18 protein-coding genes are annotated in these 18,732 nt (G+C 54.0%); 12 read left to right on the top strand and 6 right to left on the bottom strand.

Annotated features, from left to right (window positions below; genetic code table 11):
- Nucleotides 1-35: 35 nt before the first annotated feature.
- Together KKH3_RS19410 and KKH3_RS19405 are read right to left on the bottom strand one after the other, a co-directional pair.
- Nucleotides 36-2,393: a zinc/cadmium/mercury/lead-transporting ATPase gene (locus KKH3_RS19410; RefSeq protein WP_039363493.1), complete on the bottom strand. Its 2,358-nt coding sequence runs from the start codon at nt 2,391-2,393 to the stop codon at nt 36-38.
- Between the two features lie 91 nt (nt 2,394-2,484).
- On the bottom strand, nt 2,485-3,114 hold the full coding sequence (locus tag KKH3_RS19405) for a lysoplasmalogenase (protein WP_039363491.1): 630 nt from the start codon (nt 3,112-3,114) through the stop codon (nt 2,485-2,487).
- Between the two features lie 193 nt (nt 3,115-3,307).
- Between KKH3_RS19405 and KKH3_RS19400 the strand changes: the two genes are divergently transcribed.
- Nucleotides 3,308-3,628: a DUF1820 family protein gene (locus KKH3_RS19400; RefSeq protein WP_010306578.1), complete on the top strand. Its 321-nt coding sequence runs from the start codon at nt 3,308-3,310 to the stop codon at nt 3,626-3,628.
- The gene (locus tag KKH3_RS19395) at nt 3,628-3,987 is read left to right on the top strand and encodes a DUF2500 domain-containing protein (RefSeq protein ID WP_039363488.1); all 360 of its coding nucleotides are present in this window, start codon (nt 3,628-3,630) and stop codon (nt 3,985-3,987) included. Before KKH3_RS19400 ends, KKH3_RS19395 begins: the two co-directional genes overlap by 1 nt.
- Before the next feature lie 3 nt (nt 3,988-3,990).
- Here KKH3_RS19395 and KKH3_RS19390 read toward each other — a convergent pair whose 3' ends face one another.
- Nucleotides 3,991-4,266: a DUF1145 family protein gene (locus KKH3_RS19390; protein ID WP_167371732.1), complete on the bottom strand. Its 276-nt coding sequence runs from the start codon at nt 4,264-4,266 to the stop codon at nt 3,991-3,993.
- A gap of 29 nt (nt 4,267-4,295) precedes the next feature.
- Nucleotides 4,296-4,871, bottom strand: coding sequence for a 16S rRNA (guanine(966)-N(2))-methyltransferase (gene rsmD, locus KKH3_RS19385; protein WP_039363484.1), 576 nt, complete (start codon nt 4,869-4,871; stop codon nt 4,296-4,298).
- A gap of 349 nt (nt 4,872-5,220) precedes the next feature.
- On the opposite strand from rsmD, the gene ftsY reads away from it, so the two are divergent.
- The 4 genes from ftsY to rpoH all read left to right on the top strand — a co-directional run bounded on the left by ftsY (nt 5,221) and on the right by rpoH (nt 9,516).
- Nucleotides 5,221-6,702, top strand: a complete 1,482-nt coding sequence (gene ftsY / locus KKH3_RS19380) for a signal recognition particle-docking protein FtsY (RefSeq protein WP_039363481.1) — start codon at nt 5,221-5,223, stop codon at nt 6,700-6,702.
- 5 nt (nt 6,703-6,707) lie between these two features.
- Nucleotides 6,708-7,379, top strand: a complete 672-nt coding sequence (gene ftsE / locus KKH3_RS19375; protein ID WP_012772843.1) for a cell division ATP-binding protein FtsE — start codon at nt 6,708-6,710, stop codon at nt 7,377-7,379.
- Nucleotides 7,369-8,337, top strand: a complete 969-nt coding sequence (gene ftsX / locus KKH3_RS19370; RefSeq protein WP_039363478.1) for a permease-like cell division protein FtsX — start codon at nt 7,369-7,371, stop codon at nt 8,335-8,337. The genes ftsE and ftsX overlap by 11 nt, the downstream gene beginning before the upstream one ends.
- A 321-nt stretch (nt 8,338-8,658) precedes the next feature.
- Nucleotides 8,659-9,516 (top strand): RNA polymerase sigma factor RpoH, encoded by an 858-nt coding sequence (gene rpoH, locus KKH3_RS19365; protein ID WP_010306553.1) that lies wholly within the window; start codon nt 8,659-8,661, stop codon nt 9,514-9,516.
- A 64-nt stretch (nt 9,517-9,580) separates the two neighbouring features.
- Here rpoH and panM read toward each other — a convergent pair whose 3' ends face one another.
- Nucleotides 9,581-10,027, bottom strand: coding sequence for an aspartate 1-decarboxylase autocleavage activator PanM (gene panM, locus KKH3_RS19360; RefSeq protein WP_039363476.1), 447 nt, complete (start codon nt 10,025-10,027; stop codon nt 9,581-9,583).
- A 404-nt stretch (nt 10,028-10,431) separates the two neighbouring features.
- Here panM and KKH3_RS19355 point away from each other — a divergent pair, with 404 nt between their 5' ends.
- The 6 genes from KKH3_RS19355 (at nt 10,432) to KKH3_RS19330 (ending at nt 16,672) form a co-directional block, all read left to right on the top strand.
- Entirely contained in the window at nt 10,432-11,544 is a 1,113-nt protein-coding gene (locus tag KKH3_RS19355) for a branched-chain amino acid ABC transporter substrate-binding protein (protein WP_039363475.1), read from the top strand.
- A gap of 147 nt (nt 11,545-11,691) precedes the next feature.
- On the top strand, nt 11,692-12,618 hold the full coding sequence (gene livH / locus KKH3_RS19350) for a high-affinity branched-chain amino acid ABC transporter permease LivH (RefSeq protein WP_010306541.1): 927 nt from the start codon (nt 11,692-11,694) through the stop codon (nt 12,616-12,618).
- A complete protein-coding gene (locus KKH3_RS19345) occupies nt 12,615-13,889 on the top strand; it encodes a high-affinity branched-chain amino acid ABC transporter permease LivM (protein WP_010306537.1) in 1,275 nt (424 codons plus the stop codon). The genes livH and KKH3_RS19345 overlap by 4 nt, the downstream gene beginning before the upstream one ends.
- Nucleotides 13,886-14,656 carry a high-affinity branched-chain amino acid ABC transporter ATP-binding protein LivG gene (gene livG / locus KKH3_RS19340; RefSeq protein WP_039363472.1) on the top strand — a complete coding sequence of 257 codons (771 nt, stop codon included), beginning with the start codon at nt 13,886-13,888 and terminating at the stop codon, nt 14,654-14,656. Before KKH3_RS19345 ends, livG begins: the two co-directional genes overlap by 4 nt.
- A gap of 5 nt (nt 14,657-14,661) precedes the next feature.
- Nucleotides 14,662-15,363: a high-affinity branched-chain amino acid ABC transporter ATP-binding protein LivF gene (gene livF / locus KKH3_RS19335; RefSeq protein WP_039363470.1), complete on the top strand. Its 702-nt coding sequence runs from the start codon at nt 14,662-14,664 to the stop codon at nt 15,361-15,363.
- A gap of 118 nt (nt 15,364-15,481) precedes the next feature.
- Nucleotides 15,482-16,672: an aminotransferase-like domain-containing protein gene (locus tag KKH3_RS19330; RefSeq protein WP_039363468.1), complete on the top strand. Its 1,191-nt coding sequence runs from the start codon at nt 15,482-15,484 to the stop codon at nt 16,670-16,672.
- A 90-nt stretch (nt 16,673-16,762) separates the two neighbouring features.
- On the opposite strand, the gene KKH3_RS19325 is transcribed toward KKH3_RS19330, so the two are convergent.
- Nucleotides 16,763-18,445: a methyl-accepting chemotaxis protein gene (locus tag KKH3_RS19325; protein ID WP_039363466.1), complete on the bottom strand. Its 1,683-nt coding sequence runs from the start codon at nt 18,443-18,445 to the stop codon at nt 16,763-16,765.
- Nucleotides 18,446-18,732 lie beyond the last annotated feature (287 nt).

Below are 18,732 nucleotides of genomic sequence, written 5' to 3'. Positions count from 1 at the left end.
GTGCGCGGCGTTGCGCCGCGCACCGTAGACCTCGTTTAGTCCTGTTTTCTCAATAGCCGTAGCGCGTTGGCGGTGACCAACGCGGTTGCGCCGGAATCCGCCAGCACGGCGAGCCACAGTCCGGTAATACCCAGAATACTGGTGACCAGAAAGACCGCTTTCAGCCCCAGCGCGATGGCAATGTTCTGACGAATATTATGCTGCGTTGCCCGCGACAGGCTAATCATGGCAGCCAGCCCGGTTAGACGACTGTGCGTTAAGGCTGCATCGGCCGTTTCCAGCGCCACATCGGTACCGCTTCCCATCGCAATCCCGATGGTTGCGGCTTTCATTGCCGGTGCGTCGTTGATGCCATCACCCACCATCGCGACAGGATGCTGCTTGCTCAATTCGCTGACTGCCGTAATCTTATCGGCAGGGAGCAGGCTGGCGCGATAATCGATGCCTAATGTTGCCGCAATGGCTGCTGCCGCGCGGGGATTATCGCCCGTGAGCATGACGCCACGAATCCCTAACTGCTGCAAAGCATCCAGCGCTTCACGCGCATCGTGGCGTAGCGTGTCGCTCAGCGCCAGCACGCCGAGCAGGTTATCGTCCTCTTGCACCACCACGACGGTTTTCCCTTCGTTCTCCAGCGCATCAATCCGTTGCAACCATCTGGCATCAAGCAAGCCGGGCGCGACGCGAGTCGGTGCGCTGACCTGAATCCGCTTGCCGCCAATCGTGCCTTCCACGCCGACACCCGCCAGCGCTTTGCGATTTTCCGCCATTGGCAGAAACGTGCTGCTGGATCGCGCATGCTGGACGATCGCTTTGGCAAGCGGATGGTGCGAACCGGACTCCACGGCGGCGGTGCGCGTCAGCAGTGCCGTTGCGCTCACGCCCTCGGCGGGCAATACGTCCGTCACCTGCGGTTTGCCTTCCGTCAGCGTGCCTGTTTTATCGAACGCGATAGTCTTGATGCTGCCCAGCGATTCCAGCGCCGCGCCGCCTTTAATCAGCGCCCCACGGCGCGTTGCAGCGGCCAGCCCGGACGTAATCGCCGCAGGCGTTGAGATCACCAGCGCACACGGACAGCCGATTAACAACAGCGTCAGGCCGCGATAAATCCACTCTTGCCACGGTTGAGCCAGCAGTAGCGGCGGCACCAGAATCACCAGCAGCGACAGCAGCATGATGGCTGGCGTGTAGTAGCGGCTGAACTTATCGAGGAAGCGCTCTATCGGCGCACGGCGCTCTTCCGCTTCTTCTATCAGTTGCAGAATGCGGTCAATCGCGCTGTTGCCCGGTTGCGACACCACGCGTAGCTGCACGACCCGATCGACACACAGGCTGCCGGCGGCAATTTTTTCACCCGGCGTACGCTCAACGGGAACCGATTCACCGGTCAGCGCGCTTTCATCAAAGCTGGCGTCGCTATTCAAAAGCTCCGCATCGGCGGGGAGCCGCCCACCGGGCGCGACTTCAATCACATCGCCGGGAACCAGACTGGCGACAGGAACGAGGCGTCGCTGCCCATTGCTGACGACCGTGGCATCTTCGGGAAGCAGCGCCATCAGTGCCGTTACGCCTCGTCGTGCGCGGTTTGCCGCGTAAGACTCCAGATATTCACCCAGCATAAACAGCAGCAGGATGACGGTGGCTTCGGTGGTGGCACCAATCAAGAGCGCCCCAATGGAAGCCACGCTCATCAGCGTTTCAATCGCGAAAGGGGTACCCGTGCGAATGAGCTGCGCCGTTTTTTTGAGGATCGGGATCAGCCCGACAATTGTGGTCGCGATAAACGCGATCTGCCCGCCGCGCTCGCTGAGCAGGGAAAGTCCCCAGCTTGCAGCAGCCAGCAAAGTGAAAAGTATTAAGAAACCATATTCATGCACGAAACGACGTACGGTCGACGTATCGGATGGTGTGAGGGGGAGTGCAGTGTCCTGCAAGGTGAAGCCCGCTTGCTGAACGGCATGTTGAACCTGAAGTCGAATATCGGTGTTGGCATCAACAACCAGTTTTTCGGTGGCGAACAGCACTTTGGCCTGTTCAATTCCGGTGAGATTCTTTACGGCATTTTCGATTTTACGTGCGCAGCTGGGACAATCCATCCCGCTGATTTTCCAGCTAAAACGCTGGTCGGATCGGGGCCTGTCGCTGTCTCCGCCGTCGGGGTCATCTGAATCCGCGCTACCGCCGCTGTCCGACGAATGCTGCTCTGTGCCACAGGCGCTCTGTACTACGGCGTCAGACGTGTGTTTGGTTGAACAGCAACTGTGATCGGCGTGGTTTGAATGTGGCGTGTGCTCGTTGCAGCAGCTTTTGGTGTTACGGTGCGGCGCGTGATGAACGCCGCTATTGCAGCAGGCTGATTTCTCAGCGCTGTGGTTATGCTGATGAGAGTGCATCTCTTCCTCCTGTGTTAGTGATAGCGATTCTCATAAAGAACTGTACAACGCCGCATAATACGGCGCCAGCATTTCAGTTATGTCATCAACCTTAAAAATAGAGGGAGCGAACAATCAGGAAATGGCCGCCAAAATAGCCCGCTGCCACAATCGCCTGGTGGGCGCGGAACGGAAAACGGTAATGGTGAATCAGCCAGGCCGCATGGGCGATAAACAGTAGTACGGTGCCCGTCAGCAGGGAGAAATTCGCGTTTGTCCCCAGCGCAAAATAGCGCTCGCCAGCAATCCAGACCATCAGCGTCGTCATGATGATAAATGCGCAGGCAGGCCAGCGCTGTGTGTCCAATCGCCCCCAGATAGTGGCGATCAGGATCGCAGCCAGAATAACGAGCGTTAATGCCAGCGGCCAGAAGAACGTGAGCGCCATTTGCCCAGTAAAAAGGCTAATGGTGTACAGCAGGTGGGAGAGAAAATAGGCACCAAATGCGTAAAGCAGGCGCTGAGTCGGCAGCAACAGCAGGGTGTCTGCGACCAGCGTTGCCAGCAGCCCCAGCACAATCAGATAGCCCGGTACACCAAGTAGCGGCGTCTGCCAGGCCAGCGCCAGCAGCAATAGCATTGTGACCGGTTTGAATAACCAACGCTGCCACGTTGGACCACGGTAGCTGGCGTCTACATACAACCAACCAGAAAAAAGCACAGCAATAAATGACCAAAGCATAGCGTGTCCTTTTTGTGTTTTTGTTTGTGTCAGGATAAAAATAAACGGTTCTTTATTCAGTGTAGGGGATTGTGAGGAAGTTAAACAACATAGGGGCGAGACGGATGCGCCTTCTGTGAGCTTCATGTTATGTTGTCGCCTGTTTTTATTGTAGATGGGCGCCGTGAAGTCTCTGAAGGGAGCATTGTGTTGAATGAGTAATGAATCCGCACTTTATCGTATTCAATTTATAAATAACGGTAAGAATTATCAGCTTTACGTGCGTGAGTTGGTGCAGAGCAGCCTGTTCGGTTTTATTGAAATTGCCGACTTCGTGTTTGATAGCCAGTCTACGGTGTTGGTTGACCCGTCAACCGAGAAACTGAAAACGGAATTCTCCGGTGTTAGCCGCAGTTTCATCCCTCTACAGGCGATCATTCGCATTGATGCCGTGACGGAAAAAGGCAGCGCACGCATTTCTGATTTAGGCGATAACGTTGCCGCGTTCCCTTATCTTCCCGGCAAGAAACCCTGATGAATGATTTCCCCTGGCTTTTGGTTCTGGCCGTTGGCGCTATTTTGCTGCTGGCGACGCGGCAGTATCGACGCCAGCGCCAGCGGGAAGCGCAGAATGACGCGGCTCCGCTGCGTATTGTGGCCGCTGAGGTGAAACACAAACGCGAATTTCCCCGCAGTCGTCGGCGTGCGCGTGAGTATCAGGGGATGGCCGTCGAGGACATGCTTTATGAGGCCACGTTCAGGCCGATGACTGGTGGCGCGCCTATCACGCTGCGCCTTAAATATGCGGATTATCACCAGCTTGATACCGGTATGCAGGGGTCGTTGCAGCTAAAGGGCACGCGCTTTATGCGCTTTGTGCCCCAGCAGAGGTAGCGGTTACGGCTTCGGTGGCTTAGGCTGCTTTTTCTGCCACGCCAGCAGTTCGAACACGCCAAAAAGGAAAATGCGTGCCTGAAGTCCACGGCTCAGTGCGGGACTGTCTTTCGGCTGGCTGGATTTTAACAGCAGCAGTTGGAAACCATGCATCAGGATCATGAACACCATCGCCACGGTCATGAAGATATTCAACGGCTTGGGAAACGGCTGAATGAGGTTAAGCAACAGAAATCCCCACACGCCCAGCATCAATAATCTGCCAAGGTTAATCAAAATCATCTCTTACCCTTACGTCGCTGCGAAGATCACTGACGGATGTATAAACGGTAGGCGACCTGGCCCGCAATTTTCTCACGGTGCAGTTGCCAATTCTCCGGGATGGTCAGTTGCGCATTTTCCGCCTCTGTTTCCACGTAAATCCACGCGTCTGGTGCCAGCCACCCTTGTTGTTCCATCAGGGCAAGCGTGCTGTTCAGCAGTTCCTTACGAAACGGCGGATCGAGAAACACAACGTCAAACGGCGTACCCGGCTTCGCCAGCCAGCTCAGGGCATCAGTATTGACCACCTCGGCGTTTTCCGCCCGAAGCAGTGCCAGATTCTGCGTTAATTGCTGGGCGACTGCACGCTCCATCTCCAATAATGTGGCGTGCGCAGCATAACGAGATAAGGCTTCCAGACCGAGCGCGCCGCTGCCAGCAAAACAGTCCAGACAGCGAGCCTGTTGAATGACGGGAGCCAGCCAGTTAAACAGCGTTTCCCGCACGCGATCGGTAGTGGGACGTAAACCGGGGCTATCAGGAACCGGAAGTTTTCTGCCGCGCCATTGACCACCGATGATTCGGATTTGTCCGGCGGCTGACGATGCATTTTTTTTAGCCATAGCTCACAGGGTTATTGTTGTGCCGCATCATCATGGTATGGATGCGGGCAGGAAATTTCTGGCGCTATTCTAGCGGCGGTTACGTGTAGAGGGAATGTTAAGATGGACGTTAAAGTGCTTAAGCCAAAACTTTGTGCTGTCCGCGGGCTTTCGATAACGCGCGGTGTTTGACACACTTCGTTACGGACAGTGCCTTTCGTTACGAAGATTGTCGGCAGCGTGGAGAATTGTCTGCCATTGCTCCCGTTGGCTGCGTGTTGCTGTCGGCAGGAAAGTGTTAAACTTGTTGTTTAAATATGATTTTCATTGATTGATTCGCTGCGGTGAGCAGCGTGGAGCGCGATCGCACATGTCAAAAGAAAAGAAGCGCGGTTTTTTTTCCTGGCTGGGATTAGGGAAACAGGAAGAAAAACAACAAGAGCAACCGCAAGAGCAGCCGGTCGTTGAAGAACAGCCGTCAGCGGCGGAGTCAGATACTGCAACATCGACTCAGCAGACCGTTGAACACGCGCCGGAATCGGAACTGACGGAAGCGCCTGTTGTTCTGGAAACGCCTGTCGTTGAAGAACAGATAAAGGTTGAAGCGGAAGCATTGACCCAACCGGTCGCCGAGCGTGAGGCTACCGCAGCGGCAGAGGCGTCAACCCTTGTCGTCCCAGAAGCCAGCGCTTCTGAATCTATTGTTTCTGAACCAACAGTATCGGGCCCCATTATTTCTGAAACAGACGATCGTGACACGATCGATCATGACACTCTCGATCACGATGTTGTCGATCCGATCGCACAGGCTGAGATCGCCGAAAGCTCGACGGTAGCCGAGGCAGAACCGGATGTCGCGGTGCCAGAAGAACAGGAAAATGAGCAGCCGGATGAAATTCCAGTCGCTGCGCAAGAGCAAGAACGCCCAACGAAAGAAGGTTTCTTTGCTCGCCTGAAGCGTAGTCTGGTAAAAACGCGCCAGAATCTCGGTTCCGGATTTATCGGATTGTTTCGCGGTAAGAAAATCGATGACGATCTGTTTGATGAACTGGAAGAACAACTGCTGATTGCCGATGTCGGGGTTGAGACGACCCGTAAGATCATCACCAGCCTGACAGAGCACGCTAGCCGCCGCCAACTGAAAGATGCTGATACGCTTTTTGTTAAGCTGAAAGAAGAAATGGCGGAGATTCTTGCTAAGGTGGACGCTCCGCTGAATATCGAAGGCAAAACGCCGTATGTCATTCTGATGGTTGGCGTTAATGGTGTGGGTAAAACCACTACCATCGGGAAAATGGCACGTCAGTTCCAGGCACAGGGCAAGTCCGTAATGCTGGCGGCGGGGGATACCTTCCGTGCGGCGGCGGTCGAACAGCTTCAGGTCTGGGGACAGCGTAATAACGTGGCCGTCGTGGCGCAGCATACGGGTGCGGATTCAGCATCGGTGATTTTCGATGCGATTCAGGCAGCGAAAGCGCGTGGCGTTGATGTCCTGATCGCGGATACCGCCGGGCGCTTGCAGAATAAAGCGCACCTGATGGAAGAGCTGAAAAAGATTGTGCGCGTGATGAAGAAGCTGGACGAAGACGCGCCGCATGAAGTGATGCTGACGTTGGATGCGAGTACCGGGCAGAACGCGGTGAGCCAGGCCAAACTGTTTAATGAAGCGGTTGGGCTGACGGGGATTACCTTAACTAAGCTGGACGGTACCGCGAAAGGCGGGGTGATTTTTGCCATTGCCGACCAGTTCGCTATTCCTATCCGCTATATTGGGGTAGGTGAAGGTATTGAAGATTTACGGCCATTCAAGGCCGACGATTTTATTGAGGCACTTTTTGCCCGAGAGGATTAAAACGGATGATTCGTTTTGAACAGGTCAGTAAAGCTTACCTCGGTGGGCGTCAGGCATTGCAAGGGGTGGATTTCCATCTGCGCCCCGCGGAAATGGCGTTCCTGACTGGCCATTCCGGCGCAGGGAAAAGTACTCTGCTGAAGCTGATTTGTGGCATTGAACGTCCCAGCGCAGGTCAGATTTTGTTTGGCGGCCACAATATCAGCCGCCTGAAAAAACGCGAAGTCCCGTTCCTTCGACGCCAGATCGGCATGATCTTCCAGGATCACCATCTGCTGATGGAGCGCACGGTCTATGACAACGTTGCGATGCCGCTCATTATCGCGGGCGCCAGTAGTGAGGATATCCGTCGTCGGGTATCCGCCGCGCTGGACAAGGTCGGCCTGCTGGATAAAGCGAAAAATTATCCTATCCAGCTGTCCGGCGGTGAGCAGCAGCGCGTGGGTATTGCGCGTGCGGTGGTGAACAAACCCGCCGTGTTGCTGGCAGATGAACCGACCGGCAACCTTGACGAGGCGCTGTCAGAAGGCATTTTGCGCCTGTTTGAAGAATTCAATCGCGTCGGCGTCACCGTCCTGATGGCGACGCATGATACCGGGCTTATCGCCCGCCGTAATTACCGTGTGCTGACGCTGTCGGATGGCCGCATGGTGGGAGGAAACCACGATGGCGAATAACGTCCGTAATGCGAAAAAGCCTGTCGCAAAAGCGAAAGCGCTGCGCGGCGGCTGGCAGGAACAGTGGCGTTATGCCTGGACCAATACGCTGGCGGATATGCTGCGCCAGCCACTGGCGACATTTCTGACCGTGATGGTCATTGCTATCTCGCTGGCGTTGCCCAGCATCTGCTATCTGGTCTGGAAGAATGTCAGTCAGGCTGCCACGCAGTGGTACCCTTCGCCGCAACTGACGGTATATCTGGATAAATCGCTGGATGACAACGCGGCGCAGGCGGTTATCACGCAGCTTCAATCTGAAGACGGCGTCGATAAAGTCAATTATCTGTCGCGTAATGAAGCGATGGGAGAGTTCCGCAACTGGTCCGGTTTTGGCGGCGCGCTGGATATGTTGGAAGAGAACCCGTTGCCGGCGGTGGCAATTATTACGCCGAAAATGAGCTTTCAGGATTCCAATACGCTAACAACGCTGCGTGACCGTGTGGCCGCGACGCAGGGCGTCGATGAAGTACGGATGGACGATAGCTGGTTTGCTCGGCTGGTGGCGTTGACCAATCTGGTTGGGCAAATTTCCGCGACGATTGGTGTCCTGATGGTGATTGCCGTCTTTTTGGTGATCGGCAACAGCGTGCGCCTGAGTATTTTCAGCCGCCGTGAAACCATCAACGTGATGAAGCTGATTGGTGCGACGGACGGCTTTATTCTGCGCCCGTTCCTGAATGGCGGGGCGGCGATGGGGCTGGGTGGCGCGGTACTGTCGCTGATTTTATCGCAAGCGCTGGTCTGGAAGCTGGATGCGGTGGTGGCACAGGTTGCCGCTGTGTTTGGTACCACGTTTGCCGTCAAAGGATTGAGCTGGGATGAATCCCTGCTGCTGTTGCTCATTGCCGGCATGATTGGCTGGTTGGCGGCCTGGCTGGCAACCGTGCAACATTTACGTCGTTTTACACCACAGTAAGCGTTTTCTGGTATAATTATCCCCTGTAATTCAGTCCGTATTGCAGGGGAAATTTCCTCAGCGACATCTCTTTTTTGTTCTTCCCGCTGTGTTTTCCCCTCGGTGTAGCGTGTGTGAGTGACTCGTTTTTCTCTAGCTTGATCTCTGGCATGAGGTGAATAAAATGATAGGAACTTGCGAGCAAAATCACAGTCTGAATAGACAGATTTTAGGATTCAAATAAATCAGCCGCGTTTTGCCATTTTCGCGCAAAACGCGGCGGCGAAGCAGTGCTAAGATAGTCGACTGCAATATGACGAGTAGAGCAACTGAGAGGGTTGAATGACCAAAGATATGCAAACTTTCACCTTAGTTCCCCAGGGCAGTCTGGAAGGGTATATTCGTGCCGCCAATGCCTATCCAATGCTGACGGCGGAGGAAGAGCGGGCGCTGGCTGAACGGCTGCATTATCAGGGCGATCTGGATGCGGCTAAGCACCTGATTCTGTCACACCTGCGTTTTGTTATTCACGTTGCCCGTAACTATTCCGGCTACGGCCTGCCGCAGGCGGACCTGATTCAGGAAGGGAATATCGGCCTGATGAAGGCGGTACGTCGCTTTAACCCTGAAGTTGGCGTGCGTCTGGTTTCTTTTGCTGTGCATTGGATCAAAGCCGAAATTCATGAGTACGTGCTGCGTAACTGGCGTATTGTGAAAGTCGCGACCACCAAAGCACAGCGTAAGTTGTTCTTTAACCTGCGTAAGTCGAAAACGCGCCTCGGTTGGTTTAATCAGGACGAGGTCGAACTGGTGGCGCGTGAACTGGGCGTGACCAGCAAAGACGTGCGCGAGATGGAATCCCGCATGGCGGCGCAGGACATGACGTTCGATCCGACGCCGGAAGAAGATTCTCACGACGGCAAGGCGATGTCGCCGATGCTTTACCTACAGGATAAATCGTCTGATTTTGCCGATGGCATTGAAGAAGATAACTGGGAAACGCATGCGGCCGATAAGCTCACCTACGCGTTGGAAGGGTTGGATGAACGTAGCCAGCATATCATTCGCGCGCGCTGGCTGGATGATGACAACAAATCCACCTTGCAGGAGCTGGCCGATAAGTACGGCGTTTCTGCAGAACGCGTGCGTCAGTTAGAAAAGAATGCGATGAAAAAACTGCGAGCGGCGATAGAAGCCTAATCGCTTTTATCATCTCTTTCTGTCGCGACCGGGTAATGCCCGGTCGTTTTGTTTTTGTCTGCTGTCAGGCCGGCTTATCTGAATTGATTTGGTCAAGGATCAGCGGTTCTTTTCTGCGAATATAGCGCCAGCCGCCGGATACTGGTGAGAAGCCGCAGGACACCATAAACCGCGCCAGCACTTCCTCTTTGATCGCTGCATGATTAGCCGTAGCCAGCCACCACTCGTTGACCTCAGGAAGCTGACGACTCGCTTCATCAATCAAGAGTTTCCCGACGCCCCGCCGCCGCGTGACTTCTCGCACCATCAAATCGCTCAGTTCCGCATAATCCCCTGCAATTTCGACCAGCATTCCTCCAAGTAACCGATCGTTAAAACGGGCGGCAAAGAGTCGTCGAGTTGGTTTGAGTCCTGCTTCTAATAAATCAATGTTTTGATGTGGCCAGATTTTTGCCAGATCAATTTTATCCTGAGGGCTGAATTGGGTGAGGCATTCAACGGTGAGTTTCATTTTTATCGGCACTCCATCATATGAGTGAAGAATAATGTAGGTGTTTTGTAGTGGATCAGTTGTGTAATTTGATCGTTATGGTTAATAGGGCAAATGTTTTTATCATTCTTTGTTTTTCGAGTAATCCATCAACAATTAATGCACAAAGTAGAATATCTGACTATATATAAATTGAATGCTGGTTTTTGCATCTGGCATTTTGTGCTGTTTGCTCCGCTTGTTTCTGACAGTGTGAGTTGATTTGCAGCATAATATTCCTGTTTAATAATATGAAAAATAAAGCCTTATTAGAAATCATTACTAATAATAACCTAAGCCTTTCTTACTTATAAGGAAATAGCGGGTTATGGCAGACAGCGGTCAGGTTTTCGGCAATATCCATAATGACAGATGGGGTAAAAAGAATGAAATTCAGTAAAGGTAAAGTATTGCTGATGGGTTGTATGGCTGCGGCGTTGAGTCACGCGGTCAGCGCTGCCGATATTAAGGTTGCCGTTGTTGGCGCGATGTCTGGCCCTGTCGCACAGTATGGCGATATGGAATTCATTGGCGCACGTCAGGCTATTGAAGACATTAACGCAAAAGGCGGCGTAAACGGTAACAAGTTGGTTGGCGTTGAATATGATGACGCGTGCGACCCTAAGCAGGCGGTTGCCGTCGCGAACAAAGTCATCAATGACGGTATCCGTTATGTGATTGGCCATCTGTGTTCCTCCTCAACGCAGCCTGCGTCTGATATCTATGAAGAAGAAGGCGTGATCATGATTACGCCTGCGGCAACCAACGCCGACTTAACCACGCGCGGCTACAAAATGGTGCTGCGCACAACGGGGCTGGATTCCGATCAGGGGCCAACCTCAGCGAAATATATTGTCGAAACCCTCAAACCGCAGCGTATCGCCGTGGTTCATGACAAGCAGCAATATGGTGAAGGCCTGGCCCGCTCTGTTCAGGATAGCCTGAAAAAAGCGGGTGCGAATGTTGTGCTGTTTGAAGGTGTGACGGCGGGTGATAAAGATTTCTCCACGCTGGTTGCGCGTCTGAAGAAAGAGAACGTCGATTTCGTGTATTTCGGTGGCTACTACCCGGAAATGGGGCAGATTCTGCGCCAATCGCGTCAGGCTGGTATGACGACCAAGTTTATGGGGCCGGAAGGCGTGGGTAACTCGTCGCTGTCCAACATCGCAGGCGATGCCTCTGAAGGCATGCTGGTGACGCTGCCGAAGCGTTACGATCAGGTTCCTGCTAACCAACCGATTGTCGATGCACTGAAAGCCAAGAAACTGGATCCAACCGGTCCATTTGTCTGGACGACCTACGCCGCACTACAATCGCTGACCACGGCGATGACGCGTACGGGTAGCGATGAGCCGGAAAAACTGGTCGCGGATCTGAAAGCGAACCCCGTGGATACAGTAATGGGACCATTAAGCTGGGATGCAAAAGGCGACCTGAAAGGGTTTGAATTTGGCGTATTTGAGTGGCACAAAGATGGTACGTCCAGCGCAGTGAAATAATCACTATGCCATAGGCGGATAACGGATGAATTCGCCGTTGTCTGCCTTTTCGGCGTGGCGAGCATTCTCCGCCGTACCAATAATAATCCCTCAATACCGAAGCCCCCGTTGCCGCAAGGCGCGGGGGCAGCATTTAAGGTTTAAGGTATGTCCGAGCAGTTCCTTTACTTTTTTCAGCAGATGTTCAACGGTCTGACGTTGGGCAGCACCTATGCGCTGATCGCCATTGGCTACACCATGGTTTACGGCATTATCGGCATGATTAACTTCGCGCACGGCGAAGTGTATATGATCGGTAGCTATGTCTCCTTTATTGTGATTGCGGCCCTGATGATGATGGGCATTGATGCTGGCTGGCTCCTCATAGGTGTCGCCTTTATTGCCGCCGTGGTCATTTCCAGCGCCTACGGCTGGAGTATCGAACGGGTGGCCTACCGACCTGTTCGAACGTCAAAGCGCCTGATTGCGCTGATTTCTGCCATCGGGATGTCAATTTTCCTGCAAAACTACGTCAGCCTGAATCAGGGCTCGCGTGATGTTGCGCTGCCGAGTCTGGTGACTGGCCAATGGGTGCTGGGCGAAAGCAATGGCTTTGCCGCGACGATTAGCACCATGCAGTTGACCATCTGGATTGTTACGTTCCTCGCTATGCTGGCGCTGACGTTGTTCATTCGCTATTCCCGTATGGGGCGCGCCTGTCGCGCTTGCGCGGAAGACCTGAAAATGGCTAGCCTGTTAGGTATCAGCACCGATCGCGTGATCTCCCTGACCTTTGTCATCGGCGCACTCATGGCCGCCGTTGCCGGCGTGCTGTTGGGGCAATTCTACGGCGTCATCAACCCCTATATCGGCTTTATGGCCGGGATGAAAGCCTTTACGGCGGCGGTACTGGGCGGAATCGGCAGTATTCCTGGCGCCATGATTGGTGGGCTGATTTTAGGGGTAGCCGAAGCGCTGACGTCCGCTTACCTGAGCACGGAATACAAAGATGCGGTGTCGTTTGCGCTGCTGATTGTGGTGCTGTTGGTGATGCCAACCGGTATTCTGGGTCGCCCGGAGGTTGAGAAAGTATGAAACAGCTCAACCTGTTTAATGCGTTGGTTTCTGCGTTCATGTTGCTGGTGCTGGCCTCGTTCTTAATGGGCATGCAACTGGCGCTGGATGGCACTAAGTTGGTGGTGCGCGGTGCCGATGAAGTGCGCTGGTACTGGATTGGTGCGGGCTGCATCGTGGTGTTCTTCTTCCAGTTGATCCGCCCGTTCTTCCAGCAAAGCATCAAGAAATTTTCCGCCCCGTCACTGGTGCTGCCGAGCTTTGATGGCAGTACGCCGCGGCAGAAGGTATTGGCTGCGGCATTGATTATCGCCGCTATCGCCTGGCCGTTTCTGGTATCGCGCGGTACGGTGGATATTGCTACGCTCACGCTGATTTACGTGATGCTGGGTCTGGGTTTGAACGTGGTGGTTGGTCTGTCCGGTCTGCTGGTATTGGGCTACGGCGGGTTTTACGCCATTGGCGCGTACACTTATGCGCTGCTGAATCACTATTACGGCTTGGGTTTTTGGGAAAGTTTACCGTTGGCAGGTATGGTGGCGGCGTTGTCCGGCTTCCTGCTGGGGTTCCCAGTGCTGCGTTTGCGCGGCGACTATCTGGCGATTGTGACGCTCGGGTTCGGCGAAATTGTCCGTATCCTGCTGCTGAATAATACCGAAATTACCGGTGGCCCGAACGGCATCAGTCAGATCCCTAAACCGACCTTCTTTGGTCTGGAATTTGGCCGTAGTGCGCGCGATGGCGGTTGGGATACGTTCCATAACTTCTTCGGTCTGCAATATGACCCCAGCGATCGCGTCATCTTCCTATATCTGGTCGCGCTGTTGTTGGTGGTGTTAACCCTGTTTGTGATTAACCGTCTGCTGCGTATGCCGTTAGGACGTGCCTGGGAAGCGCTGCGCGATGATGAAATCGCCTGCCGTTCTCTGGGGCTGAGCCCAACGCGCATCAAGCTGACCGCGTTTACCATCAGCGCCGCGTTCGCGGGTTTTGCCGGTACGCTGTTTGCCGCGCGTCAGGGCTTCGTCAGCCCGGAATCGTTCACGTTTGCTGAATCTGCCTTTGTGCTGGCTATCGTTGTGCTGGGTGGCATGGGCTCGCAGTTTGCTGTCATTCTTGCTGCAATCTTGCTGGTGGTGTCTCGTGAACTGATGCGCGATCTGAATGAATACAGCATGCTGTTGCTGGGTGCGTTGATGGTTCTGATGATGATTTGGCGTCCGCAAGGCCTGCTGCCGATGAAGCGTCCTGAGATGAAGTTGAAAGTCGCGAAGAAGGAAGAGCAAGCATGAGCACGCAGCCACTATTATCAGTCAGAGGTCTGATGATGCGTTTTGGCGGCCTGCTGGCGGTCAACAATGTTGAAATGGACATTCATGCGGGCGAAATCGTCTCGCTGATCGGCCCGAACGGGGCGGGGAAAACCACGGTCTTTAACTGCCTGACCGGTTTTTATCGCCCGAGCGGCGGCACCATCATGCTGCGCGATCGTCATCTGGAAGGGTTGCCTGGACAGGCCATTGCCCGCATGGGCGTGGTGCGTACATTCCAGCACGTTCGCCTGTTCCGTGAAATGACAGTGGTGGAGAACCTGCTGGTAGCGCAGCATCAGCACCTGAAAAGCGGCGTGTTTGCCGGGCTGTTGAAAACGCCGGGCTTTCGTCGGGCGGAAGCGGATGCACAGGAGCGCGCCGCGGTGTGGCTGGAACGTATCGGTCTGTTGGATTTAGCGAACCGTCAGGCGGGGAATCTGGCTTACGGGCAGCAGCGCCGTCTGGAGATCGCCCGCTGCATGGTGACGCGGCCTGAATTGCTGATGCTGGATGAGCCTGCGGCCGGTCTGAACCCGAAAGAAACTGACGAGTTAAATCAGCTGATTGCGGAACTGCGCGATAGCCATCAGGTGTCCATTTTGTTGATTGAACATGATATGAAACTGGTGATGGGAATTTCCGACCGGATTTATGTCGTCAATCAGGGAACGCCGCTGGCACAAGGCACCCCAGCTGAAATTCGTAACAACCCAGATGTCATTCGTGCCTATCTGGGTGAAGGATAACGTTTATGCTGTCATTACATCAGGTTTCGACCCACTACGGAAAAATTCAGGCGCTGCATCAGGTGAGCCTGCATATTAATCAGGGCGAGATTGTTACGCTGATCGGCGCGAACGGTGCCGGTAAAACCACGCTGCTGGGCACACTGTGCGGCGATCCGCGCGCGACGGAAGGCACTATCACGTTTGACGGCAAAGACATCACGAACTGGCAGACTGCGCAGATTATGCGTGAGGCTATCGCGATTGTGCCGGAAGGGCGTCGCGTCTTTTCCCGCATGACGGTAGAAGAAAATCTGGCGATGGGTGGTTTTTTTGCCGAACGCGATCAGTATCAGGAACGCATTGCACGCGTCTACGATCTGTTTCCGCGTCTGTATGAGCGACGCGCCCAGCGTTCTGGCACGATGTCCGGCGGTGAGCAGCAGATGCTGGCGATTGGCCGTGCGCTGATGAGTCAGCCGCGTTTACTGCTGCTGGACGAGCCGTCACTGGGTCTGGCACCGATCATCATCCTGCAAATCTTCGACACGATCCAGCAACTGCGTGAAGAGGGCATGACCATCTTCCTGGTAGAGCAAAACGCCAATCAGGCGTTGAAACTGGCAGACCGGGGTTATGTACTTGAAAACGGCCATGTCGTGTTGGAAGATACCGGAGCAGCATTGTTAGCTAATGAAGCGGTACGTTCGGCCTATCTGGGCGGATAATTAGTAGAGTCGATCTACCCGAAGTCATTCGAGTTGTGGAAAGCGTAGCTTGATGAATGACGGGAGAATCGCTATCGGGCTGGTTTACCAGCCTGTTTCGTAGAAGGGTTAAGAAGATATGGCCATTGAAGGGTTGTTAGCGCACCGCATCGCTCAGTTAAAAAGTTCTGCCATCCGTGAACTGCTGAAACACAGCAAGATGGAAAATATTATCTCGCTAGCTGGCGGGATTCCGTCAGATGCATTATTTGATTTCGAAGGGTTAAGCCAGGCCACGCAGTTAGCGATTACCGAACAGCCGAAAACGGCATTCCAGTATGGTTTAACCGAAGGCAGCAGCGTGTTGCGCGATCGCATTGCCGAGCTGTGTGCCGTACGCGGTGTAAAAACACGCGGTGACGATATCGTCGTGACGGCGGGTTCGCAGCAGGCGTTGGATCTGATCATGCGTTCAATGGTCGATCCGGGCGACGTGTTTGTCGTTGAACGCCCGACTTATCTGGCGGCGCTGCAAACGCTGGAACTGGCGCAGGCGCAGGTGATGTCGGTGTCATCTGATGCTGACGGCATGGTTGTTGATGAGCTGGAAGAGCTGTTGAAGAAACAGCGCATCAAAGGCGTTTATATCGTTCCGAACTTCGGTAACCCGAGCGGCGTTACGCTGAACTATGAACGTCGCCTGAAATTGATTCAACTGGCGGAGCGCTACGGTTTTGTCATTATCGAAGACGATCCCTATGGTGAGTTACGCTTCACCGAAGAGCGCAACCCGACGCTGTTCCAACTGGCGCAGGAGCAACTGGGTAGCACGGAATACGTGCTGTATACCTCTACGTTCTCGAAGGTGCTGGCACCGGGATTACGTCTCGGCTGGGCGATTCTGCCGGATTGGCTGTTGCACAAAGTGGCGATTATCAAACAGGCTGCTGACCTGCATGCCAGCGCGCTGTCGCAGACCGTCGCGGAATGCTATCTGGGGCTGGGACGTCTGGATACGCAGATCGAGAAAATCCGCCACGCCTATAAGCACAAAGGTGAACTGCTGGCACAACTGGTCGAGAAGGAACTGGGTGATGTGATCACCTTCAACCAGCCGAAGGGCGGGATGTTCCTGTGGGCCAAGTTCCGTCAGGACGATTTCAACACGACGGAATGGCTGAAGAAGACGCTGGATCAGGGCGTGGTCTTCGTGCCGGGCGAGTTCTTCTTCCCAGACAATATCGATTACTCAACGCTGCGTCTGTCTTTTGCGACGGCAACGGATGAGCAAATGCATGAAGCGGTGGCACGCCTGCGTCGGGCGCTGTAATCGCCGATAATGAACTGCCCGTTAATGTAAAAAAACCGCTGAAATATCAGCGGTTTTTCTTTATGAGCTTCGTATTACCAGGCTGAGCCTTTAAAACGTTTCCCAGTTCCGGTTATCGCTACCGGTGTTGTTTTTAGGGGTGGCGAGAGAGAGTTTTGCGCTGTCGGGTCTTTTCAACGCTGGGGCAAGGCGCTGTGACGATTCACCTTCAACGATGAAGACTTTCATCAGCTCGACCAAATGGGCAGCCTGATCGCTCAGGCTGTCGGCGGCAGATGCGGATTGCTCGACGAGTGCGGCGTTCTGCTGCGTAACCTGATCGAGTTGATTCACGGCATCATGAATCTGTGACACGCCGGATTCCTGTTCCTGTGTGGTGACACCAATTTCGTTAATCAGATCGGCAACGTGGCGCGCCTGACGAACCAACTCTTCAATCGTCGTTCCCGCATCGCTGACCAGCGCGGAGCCCGTCTCCACTTTCTCGACGCTGTGGCCGATCAGCTCTTTAATTTCTTTGGCTGCGGTGGCGGAGCGCTGTGCCAGTGAGCGAACTTCACCCGCTACGACGGCAAAGCCACGGCCTTGCTCACCGGCTCGGGCGGCTTCTACCGCCGCATTGAGCGCCAGAATGTTGGTTTGGAAGGCGATGCCGTCAATAACGCTGATGATGTCGCCAATTTTATGCGAACTGTCGGTAATTTCTTTCATGGTGACAACGATATTACCAACGGCTTCACCGCCTTTAGCCGCTGTATTGCTGGCGGCCTGCGCCAGCTGAGCGGCATTGCGCACGGTGTCTGAGTTCTGGCGTACGGTTTGGCTCATCTCTTCCATTGAAGCGGCGGTTTGTTGCAGGTTAGCGGCCTGTTCTTCCGTACGCTGGCTGAGGTCGGTACTGCCTGCGGCAATCTGGCTGGCACCGGTGGCGATAGATTCACTGCTCTCACGTACCTGTTCAACAATGCCGCTCAGGCTTTTACGCATGACGTTCATCGCGGCCAGCATGCTGTGGTTATCGCCGGGACGCAGAGCGATCGTGACAGCCAGATTTCCCTGCGCAATGGCCTGTGCAATCTGAGCGGCATAAACCACTTCTCCACCCAATAGCCCTTTAATCGTGCGAGTAATCAGCACGGAAACCAGAATACCGACCAGCACCGCAATCGTGGCGAAGATGATCAGCGTGTTACCGTCCGCGCGCGCTTCCTGCATGGCGCTTGTCGTCATGTCCTGCGTCCGCTTTTTCTGGAATTGCGCCATGCTATCCAACGCGGCGAAAACCGGTGCCTGCGTCACCTGCATTTCATTGACCATGATCTGCACGGCACGCGCTCTTTCTTCTGCGTTTTCGGACAAGCCGAGTTCAACCGCTTTATTCACGGCATTCCGATATGCTGGGCGAGCCTGCGTCAGACTTTCCAGCGAGTCGCGGGTTTCTGGTTCGGATAGGTGCTCATACAGTTTGGCCAGCGTTTCAGTATTGCGGGCAATTTGCTGATCGATCAGGCGCTTTTCTTCCTGAATACGATTCCTGTCATCGGTCAGGCCAATATTACGCACGGAACGTGCCACGGCATCAAAGCCGCTCTTGGCATCCTGTATCAGGATGAGGCTGGCCAGATTTTTTTCGGACAGCGATTCAATATCTTCACCCAGATCGACCAAATGGAAGCGCCCCAGAACGGCGACCATGAGACCGATGATGATGACAGAGGCGAAGCCGGTACCTAACATGGTGCCGAGCTTCATGTTTTTCAGCAGATTCTGCATATTCCTCAAATCCTTTTTTCTTTATTGGTAATACGTTGTTTGAAATAGGTCGGTCGAACTATTTCTATGGTGGTAGCGGAATTCAGGTTGCTAGAGAGATCCGCAGCGGGCAGAGATATTATTTAGTTAACTATTGTATAAGATTTTTTGTTTCAGCCAGTTAGAAAACACCGTGGTAAATGCGTGGTATTTGTTGGCATTAAAGGGAATGGCATTGAAAGGCATCAATATACGAAAGAAGGATAGTGGGCTAATTTTTCAGTTTACTTTAACAGTTACCGCGCGAA

It is taken from the genome of Pectobacterium actinidiae (assembly GCF_000803315.1).
GTDB classification, from domain to species: domain Bacteria; phylum Pseudomonadota; class Gammaproteobacteria; order Enterobacterales; family Enterobacteriaceae; genus Pectobacterium; species Pectobacterium actinidiae.
Note: the sequence above shows the minus strand (reverse complement) of the source record. Positions and strands in the feature narration are given on the sequence as shown.